At 71.8% G+C, this 20,227-nt stretch carries 16 protein-coding genes; 13 read left to right on the top strand and 3 right to left on the bottom strand.

Annotation, left to right across the window (positions count from 1 at the left end; translation table 11 throughout):
• Positions 1–63: 63 nt before the first annotated feature.
• Positions 64–696, bottom strand: coding sequence for a TetR/AcrR family transcriptional regulator (locus AB0F77_RS28220; protein ID WP_361954416.1), 633 nt, complete (start codon positions 694–696; stop codon positions 64–66).
• Positions 697–843: 147 nt separating this feature from the next.
• Here AB0F77_RS28220 and AB0F77_RS28225 point away from each other — a divergent pair, with 147 nt between their 5' ends.
• From AB0F77_RS28225 to AB0F77_RS28245, 5 genes are all read left to right on the top strand, one after another.
• A complete protein-coding gene (locus AB0F77_RS28225; protein ID WP_361954418.1) occupies positions 844–1,758 on the top strand; it encodes an NmrA family NAD(P)-binding protein in 915 nt (304 codons plus the stop codon).
• A 171-nt stretch (positions 1,759–1,929) separates the two neighbouring features.
• Positions 1,930–3,207 carry an aspartate kinase gene (locus AB0F77_RS28230; protein ID WP_361954420.1) on the top strand — a complete coding sequence of 426 codons (1,278 nt, stop codon included), beginning with the start codon at positions 1,930–1,932 and terminating at the stop codon, positions 3,205–3,207.
• Positions 3,207–4,286 (top strand): aspartate-semialdehyde dehydrogenase, encoded by a 1,080-nt coding sequence (locus tag AB0F77_RS28235; protein ID WP_361954422.1) that lies wholly within the window; start codon positions 3,207–3,209, stop codon positions 4,284–4,286. Before AB0F77_RS28230 ends, AB0F77_RS28235 begins: the two co-directional genes overlap by 1 nt.
• 477 nt (positions 4,287–4,763) lie before the next feature.
• A complete protein-coding gene (locus AB0F77_RS28240; protein WP_361954487.1) occupies positions 4,764–5,351 on the top strand; it encodes a SigE family RNA polymerase sigma factor in 588 nt (195 codons plus the stop codon).
• Between the two features lie 113 nt (positions 5,352–5,464).
• Positions 5,465–6,514: a hypothetical protein gene (locus AB0F77_RS28245; protein WP_361954424.1), complete on the top strand. Its 1,050-nt coding sequence runs from the start codon at positions 5,465–5,467 to the stop codon at positions 6,512–6,514.
• Positions 6,515–6,970: 456 nt separating this feature from the next.
• Here AB0F77_RS28245 and AB0F77_RS28250 read toward each other — a convergent pair whose 3' ends face one another.
• Positions 6,971–7,783: an SURF1 family protein gene (locus AB0F77_RS28250; RefSeq protein ID WP_361954426.1), complete on the bottom strand. Its 813-nt coding sequence runs from the start codon at positions 7,781–7,783 to the stop codon at positions 6,971–6,973.
• Positions 7,784–7,980: 197 nt separating this feature from the next.
• Between AB0F77_RS28250 and AB0F77_RS28255 the strand changes: the two genes are divergently transcribed.
• Positions 7,981–9,768, top strand: a complete 1,788-nt coding sequence (locus AB0F77_RS28255; RefSeq protein WP_361954428.1) for a prolyl oligopeptidase family serine peptidase — start codon at positions 7,981–7,983, stop codon at positions 9,766–9,768.
• 72 nt (positions 9,769–9,840) lie between these two features.
• Here the strand turns inward: AB0F77_RS28255 and AB0F77_RS28260 are convergent, their stop codons facing one another.
• Positions 9,841–11,733 (bottom strand): NAD-binding protein, encoded by a 1,893-nt coding sequence (locus AB0F77_RS28260; protein WP_361954489.1) that lies wholly within the window; start codon positions 11,731–11,733, stop codon positions 9,841–9,843.
• A gap of 161 nt (positions 11,734–11,894) precedes the next feature.
• Here AB0F77_RS28260 and AB0F77_RS28265 point away from each other — a divergent pair, with 161 nt between their 5' ends.
• The 7 genes from AB0F77_RS28265 (at position 11,895) to AB0F77_RS28295 (ending at position 20,198) form a co-directional block, all read left to right on the top strand.
• Entirely contained in the window at positions 11,895–12,905 is a 1,011-nt protein-coding gene (locus AB0F77_RS28265; protein ID WP_361954430.1) for a permease, read from the top strand.
• Positions 12,902–13,690, top strand: a complete 789-nt coding sequence (locus AB0F77_RS28270; RefSeq protein WP_361954431.1) for a TIGR03943 family protein — start codon at positions 12,902–12,904, stop codon at positions 13,688–13,690. Before AB0F77_RS28265 ends, AB0F77_RS28270 begins: the two co-directional genes overlap by 4 nt.
• Positions 13,691–13,759: 69 nt before the next feature.
• Complete coding sequence (locus tag AB0F77_RS28275; RefSeq protein ID WP_361954433.1) at positions 13,760–14,563, top strand: Crp/Fnr family transcriptional regulator; 804 nt, start codon at positions 13,760–13,762, stop codon at positions 14,561–14,563.
• A 138-nt stretch (positions 14,564–14,701) separates the two neighbouring features.
• Positions 14,702–15,406, top strand: coding sequence for a hypothetical protein (locus AB0F77_RS28280; protein WP_361954435.1), 705 nt, complete (start codon positions 14,702–14,704; stop codon positions 15,404–15,406).
• Positions 15,399–17,675, top strand: coding sequence for a hypothetical protein (locus AB0F77_RS28285; RefSeq protein ID WP_361954437.1), 2,277 nt, complete (start codon positions 15,399–15,401; stop codon positions 17,673–17,675). Before AB0F77_RS28280 ends, AB0F77_RS28285 begins: the two co-directional genes overlap by 8 nt.
• Entirely contained in the window at positions 17,672–18,745 is a 1,074-nt protein-coding gene (locus AB0F77_RS28290; protein WP_361954439.1) for a hypothetical protein, read from the top strand. Before AB0F77_RS28285 ends, AB0F77_RS28290 begins: the two co-directional genes overlap by 4 nt.
• Before the next feature lie 193 nt (positions 18,746–18,938).
• Positions 18,939–20,198 (top strand): DUF4407 domain-containing protein, encoded by a 1,260-nt coding sequence (locus AB0F77_RS28295; RefSeq protein ID WP_361954441.1) that lies wholly within the window; start codon positions 18,939–18,941, stop codon positions 20,196–20,198.
• Positions 20,199–20,227 lie beyond the last annotated feature (29 nt).

A 20,227-nucleotide genomic window follows, 5' to 3' on the forward strand; every position in this document is an offset into this window, starting at 1 on the left:
CCCGGCGGACGGCGCGTCCGCCGGGTTGCCGGGGCGTGCCGGACGTGCGGTCCGTCGTGGGGCTCACAGGCGTCCGGCCCCGGCCAGGGCCAGGAGGTCGGCCGCGGCCCGGCCGGCCTGCTCCCGCAGCGCCGCCTCGTCGGGCACCGGTCCGCCGAGCAGCGCCGTGTCCACGACGCCCGCCTGCACCAGCGCGGTGAACGTCCGCGCCGCCCGGACGGGGTCGCCCACCTTGGCGCGCAGTTCCTCCGGCCACCCGGCCAGATGCCGGGTGAACAGGGCGACGCGGTCGCCGAGGATCTCCTCCTGGTAGCGCCGGCCCAGTTCCGGGAAGCGCTGCGCGTCCCGCGCCACGACCCGGAAGAGCGCGAGCTGCCGCTCGGACAGCACGTGCCGCAGCAGTTCGCGGCCCGCCTCCGTCAGCCCCTCCAGCGGCGGCAGACCCACCCACGCCGGGTCCGCGCTCCCGCCCGCCGTGTCGCACGCCTCCTGGATGACGGCGACGAAGAGATCGTCCTTGCTGTCGAAGTGCCGGTAGAGCGTGGTGATCGAGACACCCGCGTCCGCCGCGATCCGGTTGACCGAGCTGCCCCCGTACCCCTCGTCGAGGAAGGCCGTGAGCGCGGCGCCGACGATCGCCGCGCGCTTGCGGGCCATCAGACCTGCCTTCGGGTCGTTCTCCGCCCAGGTGCGCACCGCTCCTCCTCCGCTCCCGCACTCCCGTTGCCGACTTGACAGAGCATACGACAGTACTCACTATCGTGTCATGCGAAAGCGAGTGCTTTCGTATGGGTCCTGGAGGCTCCGGACGGGTCCCGGGGCCCCGACGGAAGGGAGAAGAAGATGACGCACACGGACGCCGCGCGCGTACTGGTCCTCGGGGCCACCGGCCGTACCGGGGGCGCGGTCGTCAGGGAGCTGGAGGCGCTGGAGGGGCGGGTCGCCCCGGTGCGCGCCTCACGCAGCGCGGAGAAGGTCCGGCGGTGGACCGAGGAGGGCAAGGACGCGGTCCGGGTCGACCTCGACGACCCCGACACCTTCCCGGCCGCCCTCGACGGAGTCGACCGCCTCTTCGTGGTGACCGGCTACACCTCCGCGATGACCCACCAGACCAAGAGCCTGGTGGACGCCGCCGAGGACGCCGGGGTGGGCTTCGTGGTGCACCTCGGCGTGTACACCGACGGCCGCTCCACCGACCCCCACTTCGCCTGGCACGAACTGGTCGAGCGCTACATCGCCGGCTCCCGGCTGGCCTGGGCGAACATCCGGCCGCACGTGTTCATGGAGAACCTGTTCGGCATCAACCGGCTGGTCGACGGGCGGATGGTGGTGCCCATCGGCGACAAGCGGGTCGGCTGGATCGCCAACGACGACATCGCGGCGGTCGCCGCCAAGGTCCTGTCCGAGGGCCCCGGGCCGCACGCGGGCAAGGACTACTACCTGTCCACCGACCTGCTCAGCGGCACCGAGGTCGCCGAGACCCTCACCACCGCCCTGGGCCGGGAGGTCCCGGCCCTGGTCGTCACGCCCGGCGACCTGCGGGCCATGGCCGAGGCCGATCCGGGCGCCGCCCCCGAGGGCATGGACGCCGCCTACTTCGCCAGCACGCTCATCGCCGTCCGGCAGATCCACGAGGGCCGCCTGGACTACGCGGCGACCACCACGACCACCGTCCGGGACCTCCTGGGCCGCGAGCCCCTCCACTTCGCCGACTGGGCCCGCGCCCACCGCGGGGAACTGCTCGCCCAGCTCCCCTGATCGCACCGCCGGCCGGCGGTGCAACGCAGCTCACAGTCATCACTCGCGCGTCTTTGGGCAGGAAGCCTGCGGAGCGGGCGGCCCGACATCTCACGATGCGGTACTTCGGAGGGGTTTTTCGGGCCCTCGTTAAACTGAGCACGTTATCGACGGACTGAGCGAGGAGCGCACGTGGGCCTTGTCGTGCAGAAGTACGGAGGCTCCTCCGTAGCCGATGCCGAGGGCATCAAGCGCGTCGCCAAGCGGATCGTGGAAGCGAAGAAGAACGGCAACCAGGTGGTTGTCGTCGTTTCCGCGATGGGCGACACGACGGACGAGCTGATCGATCTCGCCGAGCAGGTGTCCCCCATGCCTGCGGGGCGGGAGTTCGACATGCTGCTGACCGCCGGTGAGCGCATCTCCATGGCGCTGCTGGCCATGGCGATCAAGAACCTGGGCCACGAGGCCCAGTCGTTCACCGGCAGCCAGGCAGGCGTCATCACCGACTCGGTCCACAACAAAGCCCGGATCATCGACGTCACACCGGGCCGCATCCGGACCGCGCTCGACGAGGGCAACATCGCCATCGTCGCCGGCTTCCAGGGCGTCAGCGCCGACAAGAAGGACATCACCACCCTGGGCCGCGGCGGCTCCGACACCACCGCCGTCGCCCTGGCCGCCGCCCTCGACGCCGAGGTCTGCGAGATCTACACCGACGTCGACGGGGTGTTCACCGCCGACCCGCGGGTGGTGAAGAAGGCCCGGAAGATCGACTGGATCGCCTTCGAGGACATGCTGGAGCTGGCCGCGTCCGGCTCCAAGGTGCTGCTCCACCGCTGTGTGGAGTACGCCCGCCGCTACAACATCCCGATCCACGTCCGCTCGTCCTTCAGCGGGCTCAGGGGCACGTGGGTCAGCAGTGAGCCGATCGAGCAAGGGGACCAGAAGGTGGAGCAGGCCATCATCTCCGGTGTCGCGCACGACACCTCCGAGGCCAAGGTCACGGTCGTCGGTGTGCCCGACAAGCCGGGCGAGGCCGCCGCCATCTTCCGTACGATCGCCGACGCCGAGATCAACCTCGACATGATCGTGCAGAACGTCTCCGCCGCGGCCACCGGGCTCACGGACATCTCCTTCACGCTGCCCAAGACCGAGGGCCGCAAGGCCATCGACGCCCTGGAGAAGAGCCGGGCCGGCATCGGCTTCGACTCGCTGCGCTACGACGACCAGATCGGCAAGATCTCCCTGGTCGGCGCCGGCATGAAGACCAACCCTGGCGTCACCGCGGACTTCTTCACCGCCCTGTCCGACGCGGGCGTCAACATCGAGCTGATCTCCACCTCCGAGATCCGCATCTCGGTGGTCACCCGCGCCGACGAGGTCGCCGAGGCGGTCCGCGCCGTGCACACCGCCTTCGGGCTCGACTCGGACAGCGACGAGGCCGTGGTCTACGGGGGCACCGGCCGCTGATGGCCGTGACCGGGCGGACCGCCCCGCGCACGGCACGTCCGACGCTCGCGGTCGTGGGCGCGACCGGGGCCGTCGGCACGGTCATGCTCCAGATCCTGTCCCAGCGCGCGGACGTCTGGGGCGAGATCAGGCTGCTCGCCTCCCCGCGCTCGGCCGGCCGCAAGCTGGCCGTGCGCGGCGAGGAGGTCGAGGTGGTGGCCCTCTCGGAGGCCGCCTTCGACGGGGTCGACGTCGCCATGTTCGACGTGCCCGACGAGGTGTCCGCGCACTGGGCGCCCCTCGCCGCCGCCAAGGGCGTCGTGGTGGTCGACAACTCCGCCGCCTTCCGGATGGACCCGGACGTGCCCCTCGTGGTCCCCGAGGTCAATCCGCACACCGCGCGGGTACGGCCGCGCGGGATCGTCGCCAACCCCAACTGCACCACCCTGTCGATGATCGTCGCCCTGGGCGCGCTGCACGCCGAGTTCGGGCTGCGTGAGCTGGTGGTGTCCTCGTACCAGGCGGTGAGCGGGGCCGGGCGGGCCGGCGTGGACACGCTGCGGGCCCAGCTCGCCCTGGTCGCGGGCACGGAGCTGGGGACCAGCCCCGGTGACGTGCGGCGGGCCGTCGGCGACAGCACCGGACCCTTCCCGGAGCCGGTCGCGCTGAACGTCGTACCGTGGGCCGGATCGCTCCGGGACGACGGCTGGTCGTCGGAGGAGATGAAGGTGCGGGACGAGTCCCGCAAGATCCTCGGACTGCCCGCGCTGCCGGTCGCCGTGACCTGTGTGCGCGTCCCGGTGGTCACCACGCACTCCCTCACCGTCCACGCCCGCTTCCAGGGCGAGGTCACCGTGGACGGCGCCCGCGAGATCCTCGCGACCGCGCCCGGTGTGGTGCTGTTCGACAACCCGGCGGCCGGCGAGTTCCCGACGCCCGCCGACGTGGTCGGCACCGATCCGACGTGGGTGGGGCGGGTGCGGCGGGCGCTCGACGACCCCACGGCGCTCGAACTCTTCGTGTGCGGGGACAACCTGCGCAAGGGGGCCGCGCTCAACACCGCGCAGATCGCCGAGCTGGTGGCGGCGGAGTTCGCGTGAGGCCGCCGGAGCACGGGAAAACCCGTGGCGGGAAGCGGATTCATTTGTAGGATCTGCGTAAGAATGTGGTCAGGAGCATGGTCCTGACCACTTGTGATCCGCCCCTCGACGCCCGAGGATTTTCCTCCCAGCCCCCCGCAACCGCGCGGGGGGCTGGGAGCGTCTTTGCGGTCGCCGTTTCGGGGGTGTGGGACGCGGGATCCTGGCGTGGGGACGCCGTGATCGGGGCGTGGGGACGCCCGTTCATATGGGACATGAGGGAAGAGCGGGGCGCATGACGGCATCTGAGGCACCGTCGGCTGTACCGCCCGGGGCGGAAACGCCGGCGGGGGCGTCACCTGACGCAAAAGTGACGCGCGGCACGTACAACCCCAACGGGGGGAAGCGTGTCCAACTGGCGTGGCAGAGGTACTCGAATTCTCCGCGACGACGCGCGGCCCGGCCCTTCGGCCCCGCCCCGCGCCGCTCCGCACCCGCATGCCCGGAGGCATGCCGGTGATCGCGCCCATGCCCGCAGCCCGGCCCGCCCGCATCCCCGGTCAGCGCGAGGGCGCCGAGGAGACCCAGGCGGCCGGCACCACCGTCGACCATCTCACCGAGACCTACCGGGCGCACTACCGCTCCCTCCTCGGTCTCGCCGCGCTCCTCCTCGACGACACCGCCTCCTGCGAGGACGTCGTCCAGGAGGCGTTCATCCGCGTCCACTCGGCCCGCAAGCGGGTCCGCGACCCGGAGAAGACCCTCGCCTATCTGCGTCAGACGGTCGTCAACCTCTCCCGCTCGGCCCTGCGCCGCCGCATACTCGGCCTGAAGCTCCTCTCCAAGCCGATGCCGGACATGGCCAGCGCGGAGGAGGGGGCGTACGACCAGCTGGAGCGCGACTCCCTCATCAAGGCGATGAAGGGACTCCAGCGCCGCCAGCGCGAGGTCCTCGTCCTGCGCTACTTCGCCGACATGACCGAGGCCCAGGTCGCCGAGACCCTCGGCATCTCGCTGGGCTCGGTGAAGGCGTACGGCTCGCGCGGCATCGCGGCCCTGCGCATCGCCATGGAGGCGCCGGCATGAGCGAGCGCGCCCAGGGAGGCGACTCCCACGAACGGCACGAACCCTACGCCTGGCACGAGCCGACGAGGCGCAACGGTACAGAGCACACGTCATCGCACGCAGGGAACGGAACAGTGAACCACGGCCCCGACGAACAGGGTCCCGAGGGACTCGACTCGGACGAGCTGGACCTCCGCCGGATGCTGCACTCCGCCGTCGAGGACATCGAACCGGTCGACGGCACCCTGGACCACCTGCGGCGCGCGGTGCCCGCCCGGCGGGCGCGCAAGCGGCAGGCCACGGTCGGCATGGCCGCGGCCGCCCTGTTCATCGGCACGGCGATCCCGGCCCTGCTGCACGTCTCCCACTCCGGCGGCTCCGACCCCAACACCTCGATCGCCGGCCAGGCGTCGCAGGCCCAGGGCGGCGCCGGACAGGGCAGGACTCCGGGCGGCGCCACCGGTACGCCCGGTTCGGGCGACAGCACCCGGGTCTCCGCCGACCCCCAGGGCGACAAGAAGGACGGCGACAAGGAGAAGGGCGGCGGCACCAGCTCGGCCACGGCCGGCGTGGGCAACCCCTCGGCCACCCCGGGCACGGGCGTCCCGTCCTGCACCCCCGCGCAGCTCGGCTCCCCGTCCGCGAGCGCAGGGACCGCGGACCCGGCGGGCGTCGTCTACGGCACCTTCCGCGTCACCAACGTCTCCACCACCGGCTGCGCGGTCGACGGCCCCGGCACCGTGAACATCCTCGCCCAGGGCGCCGCGGACCAGACCAAGCTCGGCACGGCCCGGCACGTCGCCGGCGACGCCGCGTCCGGGCTGCCCGACCCGTCCACGGAGGCCACCGGCCTGGTCCTCCAGCCGGGCGCGGCCTACGAGGAGAAGTTCGCCTTCGTGCCCTCGGAGACCTGCCCCACCGCGGGCGGCGGCAACGGCGGCACGAACCCCGGCGGCGACCCCTCGACCGACCCGAGCCCCAGCGGCGACCCGAGCGCGTCCGGCGGTACGTCGACGGGCTCCTCCCAGGGCATCACCAGCCAGTTCGCCACGGCCGACGGCCTGGCCGACGGAAGCGTCCAGATCTCGCACACCCCCGCGGCGGGCGCCCCGACGGCCGCCACGACGGTGCCGGGCGTCTGCGCGGGCACGGTGTACTGGACGGGCCCCCTGACGAGCGCGTAGCGCCTGCCGGCGGCTCGGCCGGTCGGTCGCCTTGTCCCGACCGGTGGCTCGCTCGACCGGCGGCTTGGTTGCCCGTCGGCGGCTCGTCCGACCGGTGGCTCGCTCGACTGGCGGCTCGGATGTCCGTCGACGGCTTGTCCCGACCGGTGGCTTGGTTGCCCGTCGACGGCTCGTTCGACCGGTGGCTCGGACGCTCGACCGGCGGCTCGCCCGACCGACCGCTCGGACGCCCGTCGCTCGCTCGCCCGGCCGATGGGCCGGATGCCCGACTGGTGGCTGCTCGACCGATGGGCCGGATGTCCGACTGGTGGCTTGCTCGACCGATGGGCCGGACGCCTGACTGGTGGCTTGCTCGGCTGGTGGGCCGGATGCCCGACGGCCCGGACGCCCGACAGTCCGGACGGCGGCCCGGATTTCCGGCGGGCCGGAGACCCGGTGACGGCCCCGGCCCGGTGTTCAGACGCCGGACGGGCTGGAGACCTCGGGTTCCTCCGTCTCGGCGGGCTGCTCCTCGGGGACCAGGCCCAGTTCCGCGTCCCGGACGAACTCCGCCTCGCGGCGCAGCAGCCGGAACCACATGAAGACCACGAAGCCCGCGAAGACGAACCACTCACCGGTGTAACCGAGGTTCTGGAACGCCTTCAGGTCCAGTCCGGTGTTGTCGGGCGCGGTCGCGGGCACGGCCGTCATCCCCGAGTCGGCCCGGTCCAGGGTGATCCAGGCGTCGTACAGCCGGTACGGCACGAGGTTGACCAGCGACGCCGAGCTGATCGCCGCCGTCTGCCCGCGCGGCAGCCCGCCCTGCGCGCTGACGCCGTTGTCCCCGGGCGTCTCGGACGCCTGGAGCGACCCGGTGACGGTGACCTCGCCCACGGGCGCCGCCGGTGCCTTCGCCTGGTCCGCCCTGCCCGGCAGCCAGCCGCGCACGACGGGCAGCGCGCGGCCGGAGTCGGTGCGCAGCAGGGTCAGCACGTAGAAGCCGTCGCGGTCGTCGAGCTGCCGGCCGGGCACGAGGAGCTGCTCGCCGTACCGGCCGCTCACGGTGGCCCGGCGGCCGGAGGTGGCCTTGTCGACGGGCAGCAGCTCGGCGAGCGGCCTGGCCGCCTCATGGGCGCCGGCCGCGGCCTGCTCGGTCGCGCTGCGGTGGTCCTGCACCCGGTCCTCGAACCGGCTCAGCTGCCACGACCCCATGAAGACGCAGAACGGGATGGCGAGCAGCACGAAGACGTTGATGCCCCACCAGCGGGGAGTCAGCAGAAACCGGTACACGCCTCCACGGTACGGGTCCGCCGCCCGTCGCCCGGGCGCGGGGTGCGCGGCCCGGCGGGGTGCGCGGGGTGCGCGGGCCCGGGAGGGTGCGGGCGGCGCCCCGGGAGCGCGCCGGCGGGCAAAGTTGTCCACAGGCTGGGGCGGGCGGCAGCGGACAGGCGGTCGGGGCAGGCAGTATGGGGCCCATGACTGGGGCCATGACTGAGAGCAATATGCCGGACTGGGAGAAGCGCTTCCGCGCGCCGCGGGTGTCGCTGCCGGACTGGGCGGAGGACGCGCCGGACCGTTCCCTGTTCGTGTCGAACGCGACGGGGACGTACGAGCTGTACGCCTGGGACCGCGCCACCGGGAAGCAGCGCCAGGCGACGGCCCGGCCGAACGGCACGACGGACGGCGTGCTCTCCCCGGACGGCGCGTGGATCTGGTGGTTCGACGACAAGGACGGCGACGAGTTCGGCGTCTGGCGCCGCCAGCCCTTCGAGGGCGGCCCGGACGAGGTCGCGGCGCCCGGTCTCGACGCCTCCTACCCGGCGGGCCTGGCCCTCGCGCGGGACGGCCGCACGGCGATCGTGGGCCGCTCCACGGACGAGGACGGCACGACGATCTACGTGACCCGCACCGGCGAGGCCCCCTTCGAGCTCTACCGCCACCGTGAGTCCGCCGGCGTCGGCGACATCTCCCACGACGGCTCGCTCGTCGCGATCGAGCACACCGAGCACGGCGACGCGATGCACTCCGCGCTGCGCGTCCTGCGCCCGGACGGCTCGACGGTCGCCGACCTGGACGACAGCAGGGGCGGCACCGAGGAGCTGGGCCTCGAGGTGCTGGGCTTCGCGCCGGTCGAGGGCGACACCCGGCTGCTGATCGGGCACCAGCGCCGGGGCCGCTGGGAGCCCCTGGTGTGGGACGTGGCGACGGGCGAGGAGACGGATCTGGTCCTCGACCTGCCGGGCGACGTGAGCGCGGAGTGGTATCCGGACGGCTCCGCCCTGCTGATCGCGCACGGCTTCGAGGCCCGCAGCGAGCTGTTCCGCTACGACCTCGGCACGGCCGCCCTGACGCCCATCCCGACCCCGAAGGGCTCGGTCTCCGGGGCGACGGCCCGGCCGGACGGCAGCGTGGAGTACCTGTGGTCGTCGGCCGCGCGACCGCCGGCGGTCCGCTCCACCAAGGGCGGCGTCGTCCTCGACCCGCCGGGGCTGCGCTGCCCGCCGTCGGTGCCGGTGGAGGACGTGTGGGTGGAGGGGCCGGGCGGCCGCATCCACGCGCTGGTCCAGAAGCCGGCCGGGGCGACGGGACCGCTGCCGACGGTCTTCGACCTGCACGGCGGCCCGACCTGGCACGACAGCGACGCCTTCGCGGCGGGCCCGGCGGCCTGGGTCGACCAGGGGTACGCGGTGGTGCGCGTCAACTACCGCGGTTCGACGGGGTACGGGCGGGCGTGGACGGACGCGCTCAAGCACCGGGTCGGTCTGATCGAGCTGGAGGACGTGGCCGCGGTGCGGGACTGGGCGGTGGCCTCCGGCCTCGCCGACCCCGCGCGGCTGGTCCTGACCGGCGGGTCGTGGGGCGGCTACCTCACGCTGCTGGGCGTGGGCACGCAGCCGGACGCGTGGGCGCTGGGTATCGCCGTGGTCCCGGTCGCCGACTACGTCACCGCGTACCACGACGAGATGGAGGCGCTGAAGGCGATGGACCGCACACTGCTCGGCGGCACGCCGGAGGAGGTGCCCGAGCGGTTCGAGGCGTCGTCCCCGCTGACGTACGTCGACCAGGTCAAGGCACCCGTCTACATCTCGGCCGGGGTCAACGACCCGCGCTGCCCGATCCGCCAGATCGACAACTACGTCAAGCGCCTGGAAGCGAGGGGCGCGGAGCACGAGGTCTACCGCTACGACGCGGGCCACGGCTCCCTGGTGGTCGAGGAACGCATCAAACAGGTCACCCTGGAACTCGACTTCGCGGCCCGCCACCTGACGAAGTAGCCGGCGTCTGCCGTCGGACCGGTCCGCGGTGTCCCCGGCGCCCCAGGGGTGTCGTGGACTCGGTTCCGACGCTCACCCGCCCCGAGGGCGGTTCGGGGGGCGGGTGAGCGGGGGTGCGGGGCGGCGCAGGAGGTCGGCGAGGCCGCGGCGGGTCGCGGCCAGGACGACCCGGTCGCCCGGCCGCAGGACGTAGTCGGGGGACAGCTCCTGGCGGCCCTCCAGGGCCAGCACCCGCCACGCCCCCGCCCGGAACGCGTCGTCCACGCTGCGCCCCTCCAGCTGCGGATGCCCGGCCACGTCCACCGCGGCCACCAGCAGCACCCGCCGCTCGACGGGGATCGCCCCCAGGATCTGCCGCCCGAACATCGCCCCGGCGAACGCCGGTGCGGCCAGGTGCGTCACGCTCCGGCTCCGGGTCAGCGCCCGCGGATGCGCGGCCCGCAGGGTGCGGTACACGGCGGTCGCGAAGTCGTCGTCGTACAGCCGCAGCACCACCCGCAGGTCGGGGCGCACGGACCGGGCGTACAGCACGGCCTCCAGGTTCGTGGTGTCCGCGCTGGTCACCGCGAGCAGCGCGTGCGCCCGGTGGATCTTGGCCGACTCCAGCACCCCCTCCTGCGTGACGTCCCCGAGCACCACCGGCACCCGCAGCCGCCGCGCCGTCGCCATCCCGCGCGCGTCCGGGTCCGACTCGACGCACACCACGGGGATGTTCAGCTCCCGCAGCCGGGTCAGCACCCGGGTGCCGATCTTCCCCAGCCCGAGCAGCACCACGTGCCCGCCCAGCCCCCGGGGCGGCTTGCGCAGCGTGGACGCCGTGCGGAACGTACCCAGCGCCTCAAGCACCGCGGCGAGGAGCACCGGCAGCAGCAGCAACCCGACGAGCCCGGACAGCAGTTGGAGGATCTGCCGGCCCAGCGACAGCCCGAGCGCGGGATCGTCGATCGCGAACAGGTCGAGCAACGTCAGATAGAACGCCCCCAGCGGATGGATGCCCGTCACCAGCCACAGCGCCACCGCCAGCGCGATCACACACCCCACGATCCCGGCCAGCGACCACCGCAGCCGCCGCGAGAACAGCGAGGCGAACGGCGGCACGACCCCGACCCCGGACCGCCGGGCGGACACCGTCGCCCCGGTGGCGTACGACACCTGCTCCAGCACCACCGAGCCGCGCCCGGTCGCCGCCGCCACCTCCGCGTCGTCCGGCAGCAGCCGCGGCCCCTGCTCACCGCTGCCCTCGGCCCCGTCCGCGCCCGCCGGGTCGCTGCTGGTCGCCGAGAGCAGCGCGAGCGTGCACAGCCCCGGATCGGCGACCTGCCCCGGCGCGGGCGGCGTCCGCTCAACCGCGCGCAGCAGCAGCCCGTCCGTCTGGACGACCTTGCTGGTCCCGGCCAGCGCGGTCGCGGCCAGCGCCGGCGCGGCGGTGTCGGCGTCGGACAGCACGGTCGTGGAGGCGTCCACGCCGGCCGCCCCCTCCCCGCCTCCGGTCGCCAACGCGGCGGCCTGGTCGAGGAGTTCCTCGATGTGCTGGCCGAGCCGCCGGTTGTAGAGCCGCAGGACGAGCCGCAGCCGGGGGTTGAGCCGCCGTGCGGTGAGCGCGGCGCGGATGTTGGTCTCGTCGTCGTCGTACACCAGCGCCAGCGCCCTGGCGCGGTCCACACCCGCCTCGGCGAGCACCGCCTCGGTCGGCTCACCCGCCTCCACCAGCGGTTCGCCCGGCCCGGGTTCGGCGGAGGAGCCGCCCGTGCCGCCCGTGCCGCCCGTGCCGTTGCCGGTGGCCCGGCCGACGGCCGCGTTCACCCGGCCCAGCAGCGCCGCCGACGCGGCCCGCGCCCGCCCCACGACCGGGGTGCCCGCCGTGCGCGCGGCGGCAGGCACGACGAGGGTGACCTGCTCGCCGTACACACCGCGCAACTCGGCCGCGAGCCGGTGCGCGAGACCGTCGTCCCCGCACACCACCATGTGCGCCGCCGTACCGCCGTATCCGCCTTGACCAGGAACACTGCCCACGAGGGCAAAGACTGCCCCAACGAGGCGGGTGGTTCCAGCACGGGTTGAACGCGGTCGACCGGCCCGCCGTATCCCGAAAAGAGGCAACAACGCACGCCGGAGGTGTTCCACCCGTGGCCGTCACCGAAGAAGCCCCGCCCCGCGCACCGGCGCCCGCGCCGGGCGGCGAGCGGGAGGGCAGGCGCCTCAGTTCGCCGCTCCTGCTGACGCTGCTGCTGCTCGTCGTGGTGCTGCTCCAGGGGCCGATCCGCGGTGCGCTGTCCACGCCCGTGATGCAGAGCTGGATGACGGTGTTCGTCGCGGTGGTCGTCCAGGCGCTGCCGTTCCTCGTGCTCGGTGTGCTGCTGTCGGCGGCGATCGCCGTGTTCGTCCCGCCGTCGTTCTTCGCCCGCGCCCTGCCCGGCCGTCCCGCGCTCGCGGTGCCGGTCGCGGGCCTCGCGGGCGCGGTCCTGCCGGGCTGCGAGTGCGCGTCGGTGCCGGTCGCCGGGGCGCTCGTCCGACGGGGCGTCACCCCGGCCGCGGCGCTGGCCTTCCTGCTGTCCGCCCCCGCGATCAACCCGGTCGTGCTGACCGCGACGGCCGTGGCCTTCCCGCGCGACCCGGAGATGGTCGTGGCCCGGTTCGCGGCCAGCCTGCTGGTGGCGTGCGTGATGGGCTGGCTCTGGCAGCGCGTCGGCCGTACCGACTGGCTGCGCCCGCCCGCCCACAGCCATGAGGGGGAGAGCAAGGGGCAGGCGTTCTGGGGGTCGGTGCGGCACGACCTGATGCACGCGGGTGGCTTCCTGGTGCTCGGCGCGACGGCCGCGGCGACGCTGAAGTCGGTCGCCCCGGCGAGCTGGCTGCGGACGGCGGCCGACAATCCGGTGTTCTCCGTGCTCGCCCTCGCGGTCCTCGCCGTCGTCCTGTCCATCTGCTCGGAGGCGGACGCCTTCGTGGCGGCCTCGCTGACCCAGTTCTCGCCGACGGCCAAGCTGGTGTTCCTGGTGGTGGGCCCGATGATCGACCTCAAGCTGTTCGCGATGCAGACGGGTACCTTCGGCCGCGGCTTCGCCCTGCGCTTCGCCCCGGCCACCTTCGCCCTCGCGATCGCGGGCGCGGTCCTGACCGGGGCGGTGCTGCTGTGAACCGGCAGGCGCAGTCGGCGGTGCTATTCCTCATCGGCGTGGCCCTGCTGCACGCGGGCCTGACCGACCTGTACCTGCGTTACGTCAAGGCCGGGCTGCGCCCGCTGCTGCTCGCGGCGGGCGTGCTCCTGATCGTGGCGGCGCTGGCGACGGCGTGGTACGAGTGGCGCGGCGGCCGCAGTGGCAGTGGCGGCGGTGATGTTGACAGTCACGGCGAGGGCGAGGGCGAGGGCGAAGGCCAGGGCGGAAGCGGGGGAGGGACCGGCGGCGGGGTGCACCGCGAACCCCGGATCGCCTGGTTGCTCGTCCTGCCGATCCTCGCGCTGATCCTGGTCGCGCCGCCCGCGCTCGGCTCGTACAGCGCGATCCGCACCGGTACGGCGCTCCAACAGCCGTACGGCTACCTGAAGTTGCCCGCGGGCGACCCCGTGCCGCTCAACCTGGTCGACTACGCGGGCCGCGCGGCCTACGACCACGGACGCTCCCTGGAGGGCCGCAGCGTGCGGATCACCGGCTTCGTCGCCCTGGACGGCGCGGGCGCACCGTACTTGGTGCGCATGGCCCTCAACTGCTGTGCGGCGGACGCCCAGCCGGTGAAGGTCGGGCTGACCGGGAAGATCCCGCCGGTGCTGCGGCCGGACGCCTGGTTGGAGGTGACGGGCACCTACACCCCGAAGCGCACCAGCGACCCGGTCAACGGCGGCCCGATCCCGTACCTCCGGGTCACCTCGGCCCGCCCGGTACCGGAGCCGCGCGACCCGTACGACGAGACCTGGAACACCTGACCCGGCGGGTGTTCTTGTAAAGAACACCCATTCGGTCAATTCCGGCTGCGAAGCGAGAGAACAGGCCACATGCTTCCCTGCCTGTTCGCGGGAACACGGCTCGACGGCACCATGGGTGGGCGTTTGAACGGCGTGCTGCGCCGTGCGGTGACGTCGTCGGGGGTGCTGGTGAATCGCACATGGCCGCCGTCCACTTTTCTCGGCCGGTTGCGGAATGCGACACGCGAAGAACTCCTCACTCAAGGCACCCCTATCACCTATCCGTCGCATCGAGCGCTGCTGCAGCAGGGCGACGAGAGCAGACACGTCCTGTTGATCACAAGTGGTGTGGTGAAGGTCGTCGGCAGCGCGGAGAGCGGATACGACATGCTGCTCTCCGTCCGGATAGCCGGCGACCTGGTCGGCGAGATGGCGGCCTTCGAGGAGCGTCCCCGGTCCGGCACCGTCATCGCGTGCAGTGATGTGACCGCCCGGATCATCCAGGTGCGAGCGCTGGAGACCTTCCTCTCCCGGCACCCGGACGCCACGCGGGCCATCCTCCACATGCTGAGCGCCCGGCTGCGCTGGGCCAACCGGCGCCGGATCGACTTCCAGGCCTATGACTCGCTGACGCGCTTGGCTCGGGTCCTGGCCGAGTTGAGCCAGGCCTATGCCCAGCCGGCGCCGGACGGCGATGGCACGCGGTGCGACCTCGGTGTGACGCTCACCCAGAAGGAACTCGCGTCCCTGGCCGGTCTCGGTCTCAACACAGCCGAAAAGAGTCTGGCGGCTTTGACCGCCATGGGGCTGGTGGAGCGCAGCTATCGGAACATAACCATCTGTGACGTTCCGAAACTGCTTGAATTCGCCAAAGTTGTTGCCGACAACCCGTAGTCCTACGGGATCACTTCTCGTGCTCTCTCCTAGCCTCTCGGGCAGCACTTCGTGGGCCCATCTCCGCCCACACCCTGTCCAGAGAGGAATGATCCGGTGCTTGAGTGGTCCGGGTTCCGTCATTGCGCCTGCATAGCCGTGGACGCACAGGCCTACGGAAGCAAGAACGACCGTGGGCAGTCCGAAATCCAGCACGACCTGCCGCGACTCCTCGATCGAGCCGCCAGGGGCGCCGGCCTGGACCGTGCGCAGTGGCAGATCCAGCGCAAGGGCGACGAACAGCTCGCGGTGCGTCCCCTGGACGGAGCCGAGCCGCGTCTGGTCGACGACTACGTCCGCCATCTCGTCGCCGAGCTGCGTGAGTACAACGCTCAGCGAGTGCCCGGGGCCCGGATGCGACTGCGGGCAGTCATCCACCAGGGGCTCGTGGAGCTGGCCGAAAATGGATTCGCCGGTTCGGCCGTGGTGGCCACGGCACGTCTGCTGAGCGCACATCAGCTCTACGACGCCCTGGCCGCGCATCCTGACGTCGATCTCGTGCTGTTGCTGTCCGACGACGTCTTCCGGTCCACGGTGGCGGGCGGTCATACGACTCTGACCACGGATGACTTCACCCGCGTCACCGTCCGGGTGAAGGAGTACGAGGCGTCGGCCTGGTTGCGCGTTCCCGCACTCGGCGTACCGGCCGCCGCCTCGTACGAGCGACCGGACGTCGAGGGAGGAGTTGTCGGTGGGACGGGGATCAGCAACGAGTACCAGGCCGACAAGATCAATGTCACCAATGTGAACGGTTCCGTTGATGCCAGGGGCGCCGTCTTCGGCTTCGGGGGCACCAGTGGATGACGCTTCGGACCTGGACGACGGGGCGGCCGTACCCCTCGCCCAGGCTTTCGACGAGTACGCCGTGCCGTCCGCGCCCGACGGCGTGGACGGCAGCACACCAGGGGCGGAGGAGGAAACCCCCGGTCCGGAGCCCGGAAAAAACTCAGCCGCGGAACGGCGCGAGGAGTCGGACGAGCGGGAGGCTGACAACCAGGGCTACGACGACCTGGGCCGTGTCCACCAACTCGTCAACAACAACTTCTACGGTGTCGTCGACGCCTCGGGAGCGGCATTCGGTTTCGCCGCCTCTTCCCCCGGACTTGCCCCCGGCACCATCGATGTCGAGGACGCGGACCAGGCCCTGCAGTTCTACGTTCCGCCGCAGCCCTGCTTCGACGAGGCACTTGGTCGGCTGCGCGAGGACGCCCTCGTAGTGCTGACCGGACGGGACAACTGCGGCAGGGGCGCGGGCGCCCTCGCCCTGCTCAGGAGCATCCTGGGTGAGGAGGCGAAGCTGCGCAGCCTGTCGCCCGCCAATGCCCTCGCCGAGCTCGCCGCCTCGCGGGACCTCAGGTCCGGGCAGGGCTACGTCATCCTCGACTACGTCGGCGAACTGCATCCCGAGTCCGTGCAGGCGTACGAGATCGGACGGTTGAGCGAGGAACTCGGCCGCAAAGGGTCCTACCTGGTGATCACGGCGGGCGACACGGTCCGTCGTCGGCTGGCACTGCGCGACCACTGTGTGCCGTGGCGGGCTCCGGATCCCGAGGAGCTGTTGCAGCACTGCAAGGATCAGCTGCCGCACGTCGACCTCGAGCCGGAAGCCGAGAAGGAGCTGCGGGAACGGGTCGCTGAGCAGCGGCGGCCGGCGGACGTCGTCGCGGCGGCCGTGGCGCTGTCCCGAGAGGGCGTGGAGGCGGCGCTGGACACCATGCGGGACCGGCACCGCGAGCAGGTCCAGGAGTGGTTCCGTGGTCGGCCGGACGCCGACGACCTGCTTCCGCTGGCGGCCCTGGCCTTCTTGGCGGGCATCCCCGAGCGGACGTTCGAGAAGGAGTGCGCCGCTCTCGCCTCTCACGTGCGCAACTGGGAGCAGAGCGGCGAGACGCCGGTCGTGGAGTCGGCGGGCCCGACCGGGGCCTCGTTGAGCGGTGCGGTCACCGATCAGTCCAGGGCCCGGTGGCGGGAGCGGGCGGTAGGGCTCGTGACGACCGAGTACCGGCTTGGTCCGGGCCGGGACGCCGACCGCAGCGAGCGGTGCCTGGTCTTCACCTCGCCGCGCGTCCGTGAACTCGTCATCGCGGAACTGCACGACCTGTACGGCTACGAGCTCTGGTATCCGCTGCGCCAGTGGCTGGGGGAGCTGGCCTTGCGGGGTGACCTGGACACCCGCACGGAGGTGGCCCGGGGCGTCGCGCTCCTGGCCCGGTACGCGCTGGTCGAGGTCGACGAGAATCTGTTGACGGTGTGGTCCGAGGGCATCACCAGCCAGCGGGTCACCGCCGCGCTGACTCTTCAGTTCATGTGCGATGTCGAGCATCTCGCCCCGCGGGCCCTGAACATCGTCCTGAGCTGGGTGGACAATCGCGGTGCCGGGCGCGCGGTGACGGCGGCCATGGCGCTGACGGGTCGTCTGGGCTCGCTCTACCGCATGGAGTCGCTCAAACGGCTCTGGTTCCTGGCCAACCGCGGTGAGCGAGTCGCTTTCTCGGCCCGTCGCTCGCTGGCCCTGCTGCTGCAGACCGCTGAACAGGAACCGGAACGTGCCCTGTTGATCCTTCGCTATGCACGGACCGTGATCGTAAGGGCCGCGCCCGGGTCACGGGAACGGTCGATCGCTCTGAGGATCGCCGTCCAACTCCTCGAGACCACCCGGCTGGAGGCCGCCGAACCTGTCGCCGCGGCGCTGCTGCGCACCGTACCGGAGAGCGTCCGGCATCTCGGATCGCTGTGGGCCGACGCGCTGCACAGCAGTAACCGCAGCCGTGCGGTGAGCGCGCTCTGCCGGTCGCTGGCGCAGTTGCGGGACGACCCGTCCGTGACCAGTGCCGTACGCGAACTCGGCGAGGCCATGCGCGAGGCCATGAGTCCCCGGCAGTGGGCAGCGCTGCGCCGCCACCTGTCCCTCGCCCTGAAACACCCCGACTACGCGATTCCCGGTACGAGCCAGCTGGCACAGGTGCTCCTCGGATCGCTGCGCGGCCGAGCGCCGGCGGACTCCCGGCGTTTCACCGCGTCCCTCATATCCACCGCTCCCTTCCCTTCAGTTCAAGGAGGCCGAAGCAAGTGAACTACCCGGTCATCGCCGAGCACATCCTGGCCACGGTGCAGAGCACCTGGTGGTCCCGGCGCCGTCACCGCGAGGACGTGCCGCCGCTGCCGCCCGGTGCGGTTTATGTCTTCAGGGTCGGCGGGAACTACCGCACGTTCCCCGAGGGCATGGTGTTCGACCCGTCCCACCCGGACGTGCTCGACGCCTCCTCGGTCAGCCTGGTCGACACCAGGGCCCGCCTCGTCGATGTGGAACGCCTCCTGCCGTCGGTGAGCGAGGCGGACAACTTCATGATGCGGGCGTCCTTCACCTGCCAGGTGACCGACCCGACCGTCATCGCCCGGCAGGGCATCATCGACGTCGCCGTTCCCCTGCGGGCCTATCTGATGGGCGACAGCGACCTGCCGAGGGTGAGCGCGGGGCACCGTGTGGAGGAGGTCAACGCCGTACGTACCGAGACCGGCCACCGCATGACGGCCTACAGCGCGATAGTGCCACCGCGCGTCGCGGGCATGAGCGTCGAGTTCGTCAGCGCGGAGGTGCACGCTTCGGAGGACCTGAGGGACTGGGAGCAGAAGCTGCGGGACGAGCGGCGTTCCCAGGAACTCCAGCGGGGACAGCGCGACTTCGAGACCCAGGACGCGCTCCGGATCGCGGAACTGCTCTCCCAGGGATCCGACCATGTGGACGCCTTCGGCATCGCCCGTAAGGAGATCGACGTCACCGAGGTGGCGGCTCGTGTCCACCGGATCACCGCGGAGGAGTCGGGCCACCGTCACAAGGCCGAGACCACGGAGCGGACCCACGCGCAGGCGCTGGAGGCGGCTGAGGTGCAGATGCGCCGCGACACGGTGCTGACGCTGCTGCGGCAGATGGCCGGCAGCGAATTCGTCGACTACCAGCAGGTCCTCGAACAGATCCTGCGGGAGCGGGGCGACCAGGCCGCGCCCGGCATCGGAGCCGCCGCGGAATCCGTCCGCATGGTGGAGTCCGGACAGCCGCGCCCCGGTCGTGGGGCAGCGGGCCGGGACGGCTCAGGTGATGTGCGAAGCGGATTCGTCGAGGACGAGGACGATCTTGTTGACTGACTTCCTGACGACCCCTGTGAGGGCATCCGGTACGGCGGACGACCCGGGCACGGACGACGGGGGCCCCACGCGCATTTCGGGTGGCCGAAGCACTGCCGGCGCTCTCTCTGCCCACACCTCCGACGATCCCTCTTTCCGCGCCGACGATGGCGCGACCGCCATTCGTACGTCTCGTCGTCCCTTCCACCCCGACGTGGCGCGTCGCCTGCGTGCCCTGACGGGTGTCGACGAGGAACTGCTGGCCAGGATCAGGTACGAGCGGAGCAAGTACACGGCCCTTGGCGGGGTGGTGCTCGGAACCTCCGTCATCGCGGCGTTCTCCATGTGGAACTTCGCAACCGAGGCGCTGGGCCGGATCTCCTTCGTGGCTCTGGTCCCGACGGTCATCTGGATGCTGTTCGTGCTCAACCTCGACCGCTGGCTGGTCACACCTCAGCCGAACGCGCGCCGACGGGTCGGACCCCTTCTCACGCGCCTGCTGATCGCCCTGCTGCTCGGCGCGGTAATCGCCGAGCCGCTGGTCCTGCGCATCTTCGAGACGGCCATCGAGGAGCGTGTCGCGGATGAACGCACCGGCGACCTCGATCAGTTGCGGACGAATCTGGTCCGCTGCAACCCCGTGCCGTCCGCGACGCGGACCACGGTCCCAGAGGGGTGCGACAGGACGTACGTCCTGTCCTTCCGCGCGACACCCGGCGAACGGGCCGAAGAATTGGCCGCCCTGCGTTCGGACGCCGGCGTCCTGCAGAAGCGGGTCGACCAGGACACCACCAGGCTGGAGGCCATCGACTCCGAGGTGCGGGACGAGTGCCGCCGGCTGGTCCGCATCGCTGCCACCGGCCTGTACCAGCGGACGTCCGAATGTCTGCGGCTGCGTGACAAGGCACAGGACTACCGGACCACGCACCGTACCGATGAGAACGAGAAGCGACTCGCCGGTATGAACGGCCGTATCTCGAAGATCGAGGCCGACCTGGCCTCGTCACGTGGCGCCTTTCTCAAGGCCCGGGCCGACGGCATTGAGCAGCGTCTGGACCAGGAGCGTGCCCAGCAGCAGGAGGTCGGTGTCCTGGAACGGATGCGGGCGCTCGACGAGCTCGCGAGCGGGAACCCGGTGTTGTTCGTGGGTATTTGGCTGGTCCGTCTGCTGTTCGTACTCCTCGACGTGCTCCCTGTTCTGGTGAAGTACCTCAGCGGCGAGACCGCGTACGACCGGATGCTCACCAGCGAGAGCAACAGCGCGGTCAAAATCCACAGCGAGGAGGTCCGGATCGCCGAGCGCAGGGCCATGGCGAGCCTCGAGATCGCCCAGGACACCGTCGAACAGGAAGTGCGGCGCCATCGTGCCGAGTCGGAGGCGGCGTTCAGGGAACACACGGCCGCAATGAACATCAGGGTCCGGCAGGCGGTGAACGCGCTGGAGGACGAGATCCGTCGCTCGTCGACGGTCTGACGCAGCCGCCCGCACCAGGAACACAGCAC

The organism is Streptomyces sp. NPDC026672 (assembly GCF_040638185.1).
Lineage (GTDB): Bacteria > Actinomycetota > Actinomycetes > Streptomycetales > Streptomycetaceae > Streptomyces.

Excerpts from the sequence above, each read along its gene's own strand:
- AB0F77_RS28225 (WP_361954418.1), top strand. The coding sequence starts at position 844 with ATGACGCACACGGACGCCGCGCGCGTACTGGTCCTCGGGGCCACCGGC.
- AB0F77_RS28235 (WP_361954422.1), top strand. The coding sequence starts at position 3,207 with ATGGCCGTGACCGGGCGGACCGCCCCGCGCACGGCACGTCCGACGCTC.
- AB0F77_RS28240 (WP_361954487.1), top strand. The coding sequence starts at position 4,764 with ATGCCCGGAGGCATGCCGGTGATCGCGCCCATGCCCGCAGCCCGGCCC.
- AB0F77_RS28255 (WP_361954428.1), top strand. The coding sequence starts at position 7,981 with ATGACTGAGAGCAATATGCCGGACTGGGAGAAGCGCTTCCGCGCGCCG.
- AB0F77_RS28260 (WP_361954489.1), bottom strand. The coding sequence starts at position 11,733 with ATGGTGGTGTGCGGGGACGACGGTCTCGCGCACCGGCTCGCGGCCGAG.
- AB0F77_RS28275 (WP_361954433.1), top strand. The coding sequence starts at position 13,760 with ATGCTTCCCTGCCTGTTCGCGGGAACACGGCTCGACGGCACCATGGGT.